Origin of the sequence: Mesorhizobium sp. M7A.F.Ca.MR.245.00.0.0, assembly GCF_003997415.1 — a bacterium.
In the GTDB taxonomy this organism is placed as follows: Bacteria; Pseudomonadota; Alphaproteobacteria; order Rhizobiales; family Rhizobiaceae; genus Mesorhizobium.
In genome coordinates this window covers 54166-65760 of sequence record NZ_RZTE01000033.1, presented here as the reverse complement: position 1 = coordinate 65760, position 11595 = coordinate 54166, and the positions used below count along the sequence as shown (strand labels likewise).

At 60.8% G+C, this 11595-nt stretch carries 12 protein-coding genes; 6 read left to right on the top strand and 6 right to left on the bottom strand.

Features of this window, described 5'->3' with window-relative positions; translation table 11 throughout:
* Window positions 1-777: 777 nt before the first annotated feature.
* Complete coding sequence (locus tag EOB80_RS26025) at window positions 778-1167, top strand: hypothetical protein (RefSeq protein ID WP_024505560.1); 390 nt, start codon at window positions 778-780, stop codon at window positions 1165-1167.
* A 189-nt stretch (window positions 1168-1356) separates the two neighbouring features.
* On the opposite strand, the gene EOB80_RS26020 is transcribed toward EOB80_RS26025, so the two are convergent.
* Together EOB80_RS26020 and EOB80_RS26015 are read right to left on the bottom strand one after the other, a co-directional pair.
* Window positions 1357-1596, bottom strand: coding sequence for a hypothetical protein (locus EOB80_RS26020; RefSeq protein WP_127319927.1), 240 nt, complete (start codon window positions 1594-1596; stop codon window positions 1357-1359).
* A gap of 295 nt (window positions 1597-1891) precedes the next feature.
* Window positions 1892-2362 carry a hypothetical protein gene (locus EOB80_RS26015; protein ID WP_245463567.1) on the bottom strand — a complete coding sequence of 157 codons (471 nt, stop codon included), beginning with the start codon at window positions 2360-2362 and terminating at the stop codon, window positions 1892-1894.
* A gap of 599 nt (window positions 2363-2961) precedes the next feature.
* On the opposite strand from EOB80_RS26015, the gene EOB80_RS35540 reads away from it, so the two are divergent.
* Window positions 2962-3210 carry a DUF6074 family protein gene (locus EOB80_RS35540; RefSeq protein ID WP_032899751.1) on the top strand — a complete coding sequence of 83 codons (249 nt, stop codon included), beginning with the start codon at window positions 2962-2964 and terminating at the stop codon, window positions 3208-3210.
* Between the two features lie 366 nt (window positions 3211-3576).
* On the opposite strand, the gene EOB80_RS26005 is transcribed toward EOB80_RS35540, so the two are convergent.
* From EOB80_RS26005 to panB, 4 genes are all read right to left on the bottom strand, one after another.
* Complete coding sequence (locus EOB80_RS26005; protein WP_024505563.1) at window positions 3577-4209, bottom strand: acyl-homoserine-lactone synthase; 633 nt, start codon at window positions 4207-4209, stop codon at window positions 3577-3579.
* Between the two features lie 92 nt (window positions 4210-4301).
* On the bottom strand, window positions 4302-5021 hold the full coding sequence (locus EOB80_RS26000; RefSeq protein WP_024505564.1) for a LuxR family transcriptional regulator: 720 nt from the start codon (window positions 5019-5021) through the stop codon (window positions 4302-4304).
* Window positions 5022-5116: 95 nt separating this feature from the next.
* On the bottom strand, window positions 5117-6025 hold the full coding sequence (gene panC / locus EOB80_RS25995) for a pantoate--beta-alanine ligase (RefSeq protein WP_024505565.1): 909 nt from the start codon (window positions 6023-6025) through the stop codon (window positions 5117-5119).
* Window positions 6022-6858, bottom strand: coding sequence for a 3-methyl-2-oxobutanoate hydroxymethyltransferase (gene panB / locus EOB80_RS25990; RefSeq protein WP_127319929.1), 837 nt, complete (start codon window positions 6856-6858; stop codon window positions 6022-6024). Before panB ends, panC begins: the two co-directional genes overlap by 4 nt.
* A gap of 171 nt (window positions 6859-7029) precedes the next feature.
* Here panB and EOB80_RS25985 point away from each other — a divergent pair, with 171 nt between their 5' ends.
* The 4 genes from EOB80_RS25985 (at window position 7030) to nadC (ending at window position 11450) form a co-directional block, all read left to right on the top strand.
* Window positions 7030-7992 (top strand): hypothetical protein, encoded by a 963-nt coding sequence (locus EOB80_RS25985; RefSeq protein WP_127319931.1) that lies wholly within the window; start codon window positions 7030-7032, stop codon window positions 7990-7992.
* Window positions 7993-8054: 62 nt separating this feature from the next.
* Entirely contained in the window at window positions 8055-9029 is a 975-nt protein-coding gene (gene nadA / locus EOB80_RS25980; RefSeq protein WP_095486074.1) for a quinolinate synthase NadA, read from the top strand.
* On the top strand, window positions 9026-10567 hold the full coding sequence (locus tag EOB80_RS25975; RefSeq protein WP_127330663.1) for an L-aspartate oxidase: 1542 nt from the start codon (window positions 9026-9028) through the stop codon (window positions 10565-10567). Before nadA ends, EOB80_RS25975 begins: the two co-directional genes overlap by 4 nt.
* Before the next feature lies 1 nt (window position 10568).
* Window positions 10569-11450, top strand: a complete 882-nt coding sequence (gene nadC, locus EOB80_RS25970; protein ID WP_024505570.1) for a carboxylating nicotinate-nucleotide diphosphorylase — start codon at window positions 10569-10571, stop codon at window positions 11448-11450.
* The last annotated feature ends 145 nt before the right edge of the window (window positions 11451-11595 follow it).

The window sequence follows — 11595 nt, the reverse complement described above, 5'->3', positions numbered from 1 at the left end:
CCTGCACGTAGGTCCGGGCAAAATGGCGCTTGCGGGGCGCTGCGATCGCGCGGGGAACTCTTGGAACCAACACCGTCTCTCTCCTTGACCGGATCGGGGTGGGGCTCCTCCCTCTCCCATGCAGTGCTCCGGTCGAACGCTGCGCCCACTTCGGCGCAAACGATGTGCCAAATAGCAAAGAGGGGAAAACGCGCAGGACCTCACGCAATGCTTGCGATTCGCTCTCCCACACTCGTGCAGTGGTTGCCTGTTGCAACTATGGAAGGCTCAATTCTTGGGAATTCCAAAGGTCGCTCTTTGCGTCGGCGCAGCTTGGCTGCCTGGAAGGTTCCCTCTTTGCCTTGCGGTCTGCGAGCAGGGTCCAGATGGTCATCATTTGGCTGCGCGCCGCACGGGGCTCGAAAGATTCAATCGAGGACGGGTCCTCTTGGAAAACGGGGGCGGCGTTGGTCAAGCCCTTCCACCCTGCTGTCCCAATGGTGTTCAGAAGCTCAGTTCACGATCAAGCGATGGATCAGCGTCATCTGGCGTTTGCGCCATCGCGCGGCGTTGCAGCGGGTCTGCCAAAGATGAGCAAGCCGCGAGGCAAGGTCCGAGACCTAGACTCCAACCTCATAGCGCGCTCGGCTCGCGTTAGGAAGGTTCGAACCGCAGCACGATCAGGTGGCGACACCGTTGGTCGGAACCGGAACCCGACGAATGATCGTTCGTGACCGACATCTGTGAACAAGCAGTATGTGTCATTGCAATCACCACCCATTGCGCGGAAATGCCCATATGGCCGTGAATGAACTGGATTTGGTGATTTTCCAGATGGCGGTGGAAAGCGTCCGCTTGCTCTCTTCAAGCTTTGATGAGAAGGCGGCTGAGATAGCCACGAGGAGCCGTGGTAGCCTTCTTTTTGACGTGCGGGTGGACGGTGACCTGGAGGTCCAGCGAGTCGCAGCCATTGGATATCCAGGCGACAAGATCGGTGTGGTGGCATTGGACCGAGAGGGCCTTGTTAGCTGTTGTTGCCTTGTCAATGGCACCTTCTCACCTTTCATTGCACCGTTGGAGAACTGGACCAGCATGCCCCTTTCGATGCAGGCCCAGATCGATGTCACAGGCTATGCGAGGCTCCTTCTGGCCGCCTTGCGAAATGCTGGACATATGCTGGACAGGTAGCATCGCCGATGATGTCTGTGATGAGATGGTGCAAACGGATGGACGAGGCGATCGCTTGCTGGCAGCTTTGCAACAAAGCGATCGGTGAGTTCGCAATGCTGGAACACGTCCTTTAGACTCTGCAGTTAAGTTAGCGGACTACCATCTGACGAATGCCCTCTGACAGTCTGCATGGCGCGGCATGCCCTCTTAGGAATGCAGCCGTGGTTCTACACCATCGGCTGTTTTTGTGTCGAAGGGGCACGCATGAACGAAGGAAGCGGCCGCCAACAGTTCCTCCAACTCGCGTTCGGTGGCCTTGCATGCCGGCATTAGTGTTCGGATGGTGCGGATCGCCTGCGCCATGGAGAGAAAGCGGACCCTTCCCCTGGAAAGGACATAGGCTTCGGCGGCTTTTTCGACGGTGACGGTGTGAAACGAATTGGTCATGACGAATTCCTCCCTGAACCCTGACCAACCCGACTTATGGCACGAATTCGACCGCCTTCAAGCCTATGTCCGATTGCGGACAATCGCTGCGATTCGTTCAAAACCGCTGATGCTTTTGGGCGACCTGGTGAAGGGCAAGGAGACGTCGGCTGAACCCGTTTCAACCCGACATGCTTCAGGCAGCGGCCAGGCCGAAATAACGCTGCTCCTCCTTGTCATAAGCGCCATGTGTGAGCTATATCAATCCGGCACGATCGTGATCTCGCCGCGCTTGGCGTGCACCAGTCCTCGATACTCAAGCATTTGCAGGGCCGTGGTGACCCCGGGCGGTGGGCGCGAGCATGGTCGCCAGAAATTCATGCGTCGGGAGGATCTTATCTCCTTCCGCACGGTCGTGGACCATCAGCTGCCAGCGGGCCAGCCGTTCTTCGATCTTGGAGTGGCCATTGACCAGTGCCGTCCGGCATGATTGGATGAGGAACGCGTGGGCATAGTCCAGCACTGAGGTGCGAAGCGACGGGCTAATCGCAGGGCGAAGGTTTTCAACCGGCAGGCGCCAGGTAGTGCTTTCCTTTCCGAGAATGACGGCAATTCCTTTCATCCCGTCATCGCCGACAATGCCGACTTCACCTTGCCGCCCGCCGGTCATGGTGGCGACCACCGACGCGATGCCCCTCTCGGGAAAATATACGTTCTTGATCGGCTGATGCGCGACCTCCAACTTGTCCTTGATGCCCGGTTCGACGTGATGCAGCGATGGTCGCAAAAGCGCGAAGTCCTGCGGGGTGAGGGCTTCAGCACCTGGTCGCGAAAGAGGGATCGGGCAAGGCTCTCTTCCAACGGGGCAAGAGCGCGTACGTCTTACTGTCGGCTGCACCGAAGTAAATGCCGGCCGATGCCAAAGCATAGGCTTCGAAACGCGCGATTGCAAAGCCCTGTCGGGGCAGTGCAGTCATGCTAGAAGTCGCGCCGCCTACGATAGGCAGCGGATGACATGATTCCCTTCTTCGGCGGCCACCAAGAACGGCTCGGGCACGCTTTAATCGTTCATACACAAGCTCGCAGGAATGTAAGCAGCGGAACAATCGGGTGATTCGTACCGCCCTGCCCTTTCAGAGATCAAGTCATTGGACGTCAATTCGGCTGGAACGCCTCGTCGAACGGCCCAGGAAAATGCAGCCGGATGAGCAATGGTGGTTCACCTTATGTGCGGTCCCGGATATGCGGTCCGGCGGCTCATCTCCCAATGGCTTGTCGATGGGGAAGTGGAACTCGTCATGTCGCCGCGAACCGTCACCGCGCTAGCGGGGCTCTTTTGAAGACGCCGGTGTTTTTCTTTGTGGAACTGAATCTGTGAGGTGATTGATGCATGAATCAAACATTTGCGTATTTCCGCTGCATCGGCGACGTATATTGGTCGAAAGTATCGCCCAGGCCCTCGAGACCAAGAACGGCGAGGCGGCGAGTGCGTTCTGGCGCTGTTCTGCCAAGAAAATGCTCATTCAATTGTCCGATGTAGGAATTGCGCCAGAGCTCGCTGCGCAGGAGGTTGGAAGCCTTCTTCATGCGGTCTTGGACGACATGGCCAACCGAACGGTAATGCACAAAGCATAGGCTCGGGCGCTGTTGGACCGCGCGTCAGCTCGGGTCCTTATCAGGGGACTGCTCCGACTGGCCGACGGTCCGGCCAAACCGGCATACCGGCAAAGGTTTGAGGTTGCGATCGCTCACGGCGGCCGGTCCAATATTCTAAGACGACCTCAGAAGCCACGTTGGCTTCTTTGGACGAAGCGGAGGGGCGCCATTTTGGCGTGCTCACGCTGGACTCCGGGTTGCGCCTACGGAAATCCAAAGTCCGGCCGCGCGAGCCAATCGACCGGAACAGTCGAAAGCTCGTGGGGGCGGGTCCGCTCACCCTCACGGCGGCGGTGGCGGCCGTGAGCAGACTTAACTCAAGTCACGGCTGAGCATCCGCAGGCGCTATGCCGATTGGATGAGAACTGGTTGCCACAACACCGGCCCGTTGAGGCGTCCCCTCCAGCGGATGCGCAAGAGACTGGCGTAGGAAATATCGAGGAAGCCGGCGACTGCCTCGGTGTTGCCGACCTGCTTGGGCTGTCCGATACGTGACAACGGCCAGGTCGCGAGACGAAGGATCCTTTCGATGCGCGTATCTGTCACCGTTACGATCCCGGAGAGATTGTTGGCCAAGCCGAATTCGATGATCCCCGCGAAGAGCTCGTAGGTTGCTTGGGCCAGGCCGCCAGCTGCCTTCGGCGCTGTCGCAGGGAGATCGAGCGCGAAACGACTACTCTCCCAGACATCGGCACTCGCAGGGACCACCATCTCATCCAGCAGCGTCGGAAACGTATCGCGCAACATTGTCGGTCCGGTGGTCGGCAAAAGGCGGACGCAGCCGCAAGTTCGCCAATCGGACCCCTTGAGAAGCAGGTAGACGGGGTTCAGGCTGTCAAACGGGTCCGTTTCCATTTCGCCTTCGGTCTGCACTTCCCAATCGAGCCGCTTCTTGAAAACCCGATACCTAAGTCCGTGCATTTCCTTGAGTTCGCTCGCAAACTCGGCGTAGCAGTCGGGTGTTATCAGCTGCATCATTGTCGTCTCCGTGCGGGATGTGTCCACGCAATCGAAGGGCAAAGCCGTCATGAATGCAGCCTGTAGACCTTTACAGCTAGACTTGGAGAGGATCAGGATCTCGCCCGAGCAGCCATCCGCACTACGGCCTGGTTGATGGTTCGCACGCCAAGCTTCGCCTTGGCGTTTTCCTGATGGAAGGTCACGGTGCGTTTCGAGACACCGAGAATCTGGCTGATATCCCAGGCCGACTTGCCGCACGCCGCCCATTTCAGGCACTCGAACTCCCGCCGGGTGAGCGTTATGCCATCTACCACGCAATCTTCGGCGAGCCTGCGCCGGGCATGGATATGAACGTTGATCGCAACCAGTTGCATTGCTTTTTCGTAGCGCGTCAGCGACCTCAGAAATGGCGGATGCGCCTCGTTGGAGGCGAAGGTCAGTGCGGCGAACCGGCCGCGATGATCATGCATCGACATGGTCAGTCCGCCGCGAATGCCGAACTCAGCTGCTTTTTCCAGGACTTCCTGCTGAGAGGTCGGCAAATAACGGTGATCGCGGTCCACACCCCAGTCGAAGGTATCCCAGCCCCGCAGTCCCCGCAGGATCACGGGATCCACGCTGTGGTAGCGCTGTTGCAGGTAATGTGATGTCCATGATGATGGATAATTCGAGATAAATCGTGGCCTGTCGCCGGAAGCGGATGGGTAGGTGAAATAAGCGAAGAGCGGAAAGTCGAACCCGGCTGCGGCGGACGCCATTGCCTCATGGAGATCGACGGCATCGACGCTTGCAGAGAGTTGCTCGACCAAGGTTTCAAATACGCGATGCATCTGCGCTTAGCGTACCTCGCGGAGGTTGCTGGAAGTCGACGGAGACGTGATTCTAAATGATGGCCTGTCCCTGCAGGGCAGACGCGCCGCCGTCATCACCGCAATTGCTGTGCTGCTTCCGATTGGAGAGAGCTCCGCCCACCTGACCAACTACCAATGGGTGATATTGCGACGTTATCGATGAGCCGCGTGTCGCCAAGCCAAGCCGCAGCAAGCAAGCGTGCCGGTCGGTCAAGGCTTGCTAACGATTGCAGGTCTGTTTCTCCGCGAAGCTCCAGGTATTCGAGCTCGCGATAGCCGGCAGCCAGAATTGCTGCACGCGCTTCATCAAGCGTAGGCAGGATGGGGGAGCCGCGTGCAAGCCGCTCGGCCGTATCGAGCAGGACCGATGCTAGTTTTGGGGCAATGGCGCGTTGGGCTGGGGAGAGCCGCACGTTACGCGACGATAGCGCAAGACCATCGGCTTCGCGGACTGTCGGACAGGGCACAATAGTGATCGGAATGTCGAGATCCCGGACCAAGCGCCTGACAAGCTGAAGTTGCTGAAAATCCTTTTCGCCAAAAAAGGCGAAGTCAGCGCCGGCCTGCAGGAAGAGCTTGGCCACGACCGTCGCCACGCCATTGAAATGGCCGGGCCGGAATGCGCCGCAAAGGCATTCGCTGATGCCGGACACTGAAACGGCCGTGGCGAAGCCCACCTGGTACATTTCCTCTGTGTCCGGCACATAGAGCAGATGCGTGCCCAGCAGAGCGAGCTTGGCAGCATCGTCGCTTTCCGTCCGAGGGTAGGCAATCAGGTCGGCGGGGCTGTTGAACTGCTTGGGGTTTACGAACAGCGTCACGATCACCCGCTCGGCCCTTTCGAGCGCCTTCCGCACGAGGCTCAGATGCCCGTCGTGCAAGGCTCCCATGGTCGGCACAATACCGATCGTGGCACCCGAGCGACGCCATTGCGCAACGACGCCGCGCAGCTCGCTCACGGTCCGAGCGATCGGCACGCTCATGTGAAGTCACCGGCCTTCAAGGCGTTGACATAGAGATGTTCGACCGCCGGAAAGTGCCGGTTCCGCACATCGGTGGCGTAAGCGGCGATTGCCGCCTCAGCCTGCTCACCGAGCTCGGCATAGCGTTTGACGAACTTCGGCCGAAATGAGGTGAAGAGCCCGAGCATATCGTGGCTCACCAGAATCTGGCCGTCGCAAGCTGGCGAGGCACCGATGCCGATTGTGGGTATGTCGATATCGGCGGTTATCTGCCGTGCAAGCTGCTCCGGTATCTTTTCCAGCACCAAGGAGAAGGCGCCCGCTTCGGTTACCGCCCTGGCGTCGCGCCTGATCCGCTCTGCATCGGCTCCCCGGCCCTGCACACGATAGCCTCCAAACGTGTTTACCGCCTGCGGCGTCAGGCCCACATGGGCCATGACAGGTACGCCGCGCGCGGTAAGGAAGCGGATGGTTTCCGCGATGGTCTCGCCGCCCTCGATCTTTACCGCTGAACAACCGGTCTCACCCATCACGCGCGCAGCGTTGCCGAAAGCGTGCTCTGGGCTTTCCTCGTAGGAACCGAAGGGCAGGTCGACGACCATCAGCGCGTGTTCAAGGCCGCGGCGAACGGCCTGTCCGTGCATGATCATCATGTCGAGCGTGACCCCCAGCGTCGACGACAGGCCGTGCAGCACCATGCCGACGCTGTCGCCGACAAGAACGATGTCGCAGTGGCGATCGAGCAGCCTCGCGACCGGCGTGGTGTAGGCCGTCAAGCATACAAGTGGCGTCTGGCCTTTTCGCGATCGAATATCTGGAGGAGTCATCCCTTTTATCTCACCAGCCGCGCTCAACCGAGGCCCCTTCCCTTACGTTACCAACAGCGGGTGTCGCGTTTGGCATATTTTTGTGCGACTGCGAAGAGCTAAAAACAGCGCTTGAGTACTCCGGTGTTGACGTGCTGGCTGCCAAGGTTACATTCAATCGATTAAGGCGCTCCGTTGGGCCAACCCGCTTTCGCAAACATGGATCCTCAGACAAGAAGAACCAAGAAAGGCAAAGCCGCCGTCAAAGCTGACGAAGCTAAAGTGGACCTGACTGCCGTCGTGGTCGCCGTAAACGACAGTGAGCCCTGTGTCCTCACAGTCGGTCATGCGGACACCCTCCCTTCTGGACCTTTTGCCCTTGAGCATCGATCACTGCAGTCGGGTTTGAGGGGGTGGGTGGAGCAGCAGACCGGCCATGCACTTGGATACATCGAGCAACTCTACACCTTCGCCGATCGCGATCGCATCGGCACTGAGCGCCACCATCGCGTCATCTCAATCAGCTATCTCGCATTGACCAGGAAGGAACAGGCAACGAACTCGGCCGCGTGCGGCTGGCAAAGTTGGTACGAATATTTTCCCTGGGAGGACCACCGCTTCGGCACGCCGCCTGTGCTGCTCGATAGATTGCGGCCCCGCCTGATTGAGTGGGCCGGCGGCGCCAGCGAGCCGACCACTCAACGCGAGCGCCGGCAGCGCGCTGCGATAGCCTTCGGCTTCGACGACCGCCATTGGAACGAGGAACTCACGCTCCAACGCTACGAGTTGCTCTATGAAGCTGCTCTGATTGAGGAGGCCGGTGGCGGCAGGGACGCGATTGCGGCCGCGGCTGGCAAACCAATGGTCGCTGACCACCGACGTATTCTGGCAACCGGGATCGCGCGGCTGCGTTCGAAGATCAAATACCGGCCGGTCGTGTTCGAGCTTATGCGGCCTTCCTTCACGCTGCTGCAACTGCAGCGAACCGTGGAAGCTTTGGCTGGCAGGCTGATCAACAAGCCGAACTTCCGGAGATTGGTCGAGCAGCAGGAACTTGTTGAGGAGACCGGGGAGACCTCCCTCGACACGGGCGGCCGACCGGCGAAGCTTTATCGCTTCCGGCATGCCGTCCTCGACGACAGGGCTATCGCCGGGACAAAATTACCGCTGGCGCGGGCTTGACATACTTATAGTCAAGGTAGATATATTCCCTTATTGTCAAACCGAATATAATCGAGGCGCCAATGACTGGGGCGTTACCTATGGCTGCGTCCCTGTATGAGCGTGTCCGGCGGGTGATCCCACCCGTTGAATGGCCCGCGTTCGCCGGCGATATTGAAGCCATCTTAGCGCTGAAGCGTGAGCGCAATGCGGTGGTGCTGGCGCACAATTACCAGACGCCCGAAATTTTTCATTGCGTGGCAGACATCGTCGGCGACAGCCTGGCGTTGGCCCACAAGGCGGTGACGGTCGACGCCGACATCATCGTGGTTGCCGGCGTTCATTTCATGGCCGAGACGGCAAAACTGCTCAATCCGAACAAGACCGTGCTCATCCCGGATCTCCGCGCCGGCTGCTCGCTGGCCGAATCGATCACGGCAAACGACGTGCGGCTAATGCGGCTGCGGTATCCGGGGGTCCCCGTTGTTACTTACGTCAACACTTCCGCCGCCGTAAAAGCGGAGTCCGACATCTGCTGCACGTCCGGCAACGCCAAGGCGGTGGTGGAATCGCTTGGCGTGGCGCGTGTGCTGATGCTCCCGGACGAATATCTGGCGAGGAACGTGGCAGCCGATACAGACGTAGAGATCATCGCCTGGAAAGGCCATTGCGAGGTGCATGAGCGCTTCACCGCAGCAGACATCCGGGAACTGCGCGATGCCCATCCAGGCGTCATCGTGCTGGCCCATCCAGAATGCCCACCAGACGTTGTCGCGGAGGCGGAGTTCTCCGGCTCGACCGCGGCGATGTCGGATTATGTCGAGCGTGAGAAACCGACGCGTGTCGTCCTTCTGACCGAATGTTCGATGAGCGACAACGTCGCGGTCGCGCATCCCGACGTCGAGTTCGTTCGCCCATGCAATCTGTGCCCGCACATGAAGCGCATCAACCTGGCTAACATTCGCGCCGCACTCGAGCAGAACCGGCATGAGGTCCGGATTGATCCCGAAATTGCCGGCCCCGCCCGCCGCGCGGTCGAGCGCATGCTTTCCCTATGAGTCTGGAGGTTCGCGACATCGCCGGGGCGCCGGTCGTCATCGGCGGCGGCATTGCCGGCCTGATGACGGCGCTTCATCTGGCGCCGGAACCGGTCGTGCTTTTGACCAACGCGCCGCTTGGAACCGGAGCCTGCAGTGAACTTGCCCAGGGCGGTCTTGCGGCAAGTCTCGGGGGCGACGACGGCCCAGATTTTCACCTTTGCGACACGATAGCTGCCGGCGACGGACTCTGCGATGAGGCCACGGTGCGGCGAGTGGTACGAGCTGCACCCGAAGCGATTAGGACGATCCAAAGGTTCGGCGTCGACTTCGACCAGCACCCTGACCGCGCGTTGCGACTTGGGCTCGAGGCGGCACACTCGCGACGGCGGATTGTGCATGCAGCCGGCGACGCCACCGGTCGCGAGTTGGTGCGCGCGCTCGTCGCCGCGGTTCGGCGTACAGCCTCGATCACCATTATCGAAAATGTGGAGGTCCGCCGGCTGGTCGTGCAGGACGGGTCGGTCATCGCCGTGGTCGCAGCAGGACGAGCCGGCGCGCTCGCTCTGCCCACGCGTCGCGCGGTGCTGGCGACCGGCGGCGTCGGCGGGCTGTTTTGCGACACGACAAACCCCGCTGGCTCATGGGGTCACGGGCTGGCGCTCGCCGCATGGGCGGGGGCGGAACTCGCCGACTTGGAATTCATACAGTTCCATCCAACTGCGCTCGACGGTCCGCGCCGGCCGATGCCGCTGGTGAGCGAAGCCGTGCGTGGCGAAGGCGCGGTGCTCATCGATGAGCGAGGAGAGCGCTTCCTCGCCGACACACCTGGCGGTGAACTTGCGCCTCGCGACGTCGTAGCGCGCGCCATTTGGCACCAGCTTGCCGTTGGACGCCGCGTATTCCTGGACGCACGGCAAAGTCTCGGCCCGAGATTTGGCAAGCGTTTTCCAGGCATCGCCGAATTGTGCCGGAGCGCAGGAATCGACCCCGCGACCGACGTGATCCCGGTGCGCCCGGCGGCACATTATCACATGGGCGGCGTCGCCGTAGACAGCGCCGGCCGCAGCTCCATCGAGGGATTGTGGGCCTGCGGTGAGGTGGCCTGTACCGGCCTGCACGGCGCCAACCGCCTGGCCAGCAACTCGCTCACCGAAGCGGCGGTCACCGCGAGCTGGGTTGCCGAAAGCGTTGCCGGCACGTCGTATACCCGGCGACCGCGCAGATGCTCCACATTCGTCCCTCCACGACCAGACGCTTCCGTGGTCCGCCCGATTGTCTCCGCCGCCCTGGGTATCATCCGCGACGGCGAGGCAATGCGCGAAGCGGTGGCGACCCTGCTGCCGATCGCAGCCAATAGTGTCGCTGCCTCTGGTCCGGCTTTGGTCTCACTGATGATCGCCGCGGCGGCCCTGAGGCGGGAAGAGAGTCGAGGCGCGCACTGTCGGTCCGATTTCCCGCTCCACGATGCCAACGTGCGCCCATCACGGCTCACACTGCACAGCGCAATGCGGGCCGCGGCCGCACTCGATTGCCGGGCTACCATACGGAGCACTTGATATGACTTCATTCTCCCCCCTCCCCGCGACCCTGATCGAACCGATTGTGCGCGTTGCGCTCCTCGAAGACCTGGGCAGATCCGGCGACCTGACCACCGATGCGGTTATCCCGTATGATTGCACTGCCACGTTGGTGCTCAAAGCGAGGCAGGCGGGCGTCGTTGCCGGGCTCGATCTGGTCTCGTATGCCTTCCTTCTCGTGGAACCGGCGATCAACATCCAGATCTGGCGCCCTGATGGCAGCGAGGTTGGGGCCGGGGAAACCATTGCAAGATTGTCCGGACCCGCACGAGGCCTGCTCACGGCCGAACGCACGGCCCTCAATTTCTTATGCCGGCTGAGCGGCATTGCCACTGCCACAGCGGCCATGGTTGAGGCCGTGCGCGGTCACAAGGCGAGGATTGTATCGACGCGAAAGACGACGCCCGGGCTGCGGGCATTGGAGAAATACGCCGTGCGCGTCGGCGGCGGTGCCAATCACCGGTTCGGCCTCGATGACGGCGTGCTCATAAAGGACAACCACATCGCGATCGCCGGCGATATCCGCACAGCAATAGAGCGGGCGCGCGCCGCAGCAGGGCATATGGTGAAGGTCGAGGTCGAGGTCGACACGCTGAAGCAGCTCGATGCAGCGCTCGCGATTGGTGTTGACGCGGTGCTGCTCGACAATATGTCGGTCGAGGATCTTGCCCGCGCGGTTTCTATAGTGGATGGCCGTACGATCACCGAGGCGTCCGGTCGGGTGATGCCGAAAACGGCGGCGGCGATTGCGGCGACCGGTGTCGATCTCATCTCCATGGGTTGGCTGACGCACAGCGCCCCGATCCTCGACATCGGCCTGGACATGCCGGACCACCAGAACATCTGCAAGCACTTGAACTGAGGATTACGGCGTGAGGAGCAACATCAGCTCGGCAGGCGTAGGAGGTGCTGGAAAGACGTGCCGCAGCTCGCCTTTAGCGAGTGCGCCCCAAAGCCAAGAAGGCGTACCGGACTAGCAAACAAAGGTTTGACGATGACGATTGGAA

Excerpts from the sequence above, each read along its gene's own strand:
- EOB80_RS26025 (WP_024505560.1), top strand. The coding sequence starts at position 778 with ATGGCCGTGAATGAACTGGATTTGGTGATTTTCCAGATGGCGGTGGAA.
- EOB80_RS26020 (WP_127319927.1), bottom strand. The coding sequence starts at position 1,596 with ATGACCAATTCGTTTCACACCGTCACCGTCGAAAAAGCCGCCGAAGCC.
- EOB80_RS35540 (WP_032899751.1), top strand. The coding sequence starts at position 2,962 with ATGCATGAATCAAACATTTGCGTATTTCCGCTGCATCGGCGACGTATA.
- EOB80_RS26005 (WP_024505563.1), bottom strand. The coding sequence starts at position 4,209 with ATGATGCAGCTGATAACACCCGACTGCTACGCCGAGTTTGCGAGCGAA.
- EOB80_RS26000 (WP_024505564.1), bottom strand. The coding sequence starts at position 5,021 with ATGCATCGCGTATTTGAAACCTTGGTCGAGCAACTCTCTGCAAGCGTC.
- panC (WP_024505565.1), bottom strand. The coding sequence starts at position 6,025 with ATGAGCGTGCCGATCGCTCGGACCGTGAGCGAGCTGCGCGGCGTCGTT.
- EOB80_RS25985 (WP_127319931.1), top strand. The coding sequence starts at position 7,030 with ATGGATCCTCAGACAAGAAGAACCAAGAAAGGCAAAGCCGCCGTCAAA.
- nadA (WP_095486074.1), top strand. The coding sequence starts at position 8,055 with ATGACTGGGGCGTTACCTATGGCTGCGTCCCTGTATGAGCGTGTCCGG.
- EOB80_RS25975 (WP_127330663.1), top strand. The coding sequence starts at position 9,026 with ATGAGTCTGGAGGTTCGCGACATCGCCGGGGCGCCGGTCGTCATCGGC.
- nadC (WP_024505570.1), top strand. The coding sequence starts at position 10,569 with ATGACTTCATTCTCCCCCCTCCCCGCGACCCTGATCGAACCGATTGTG.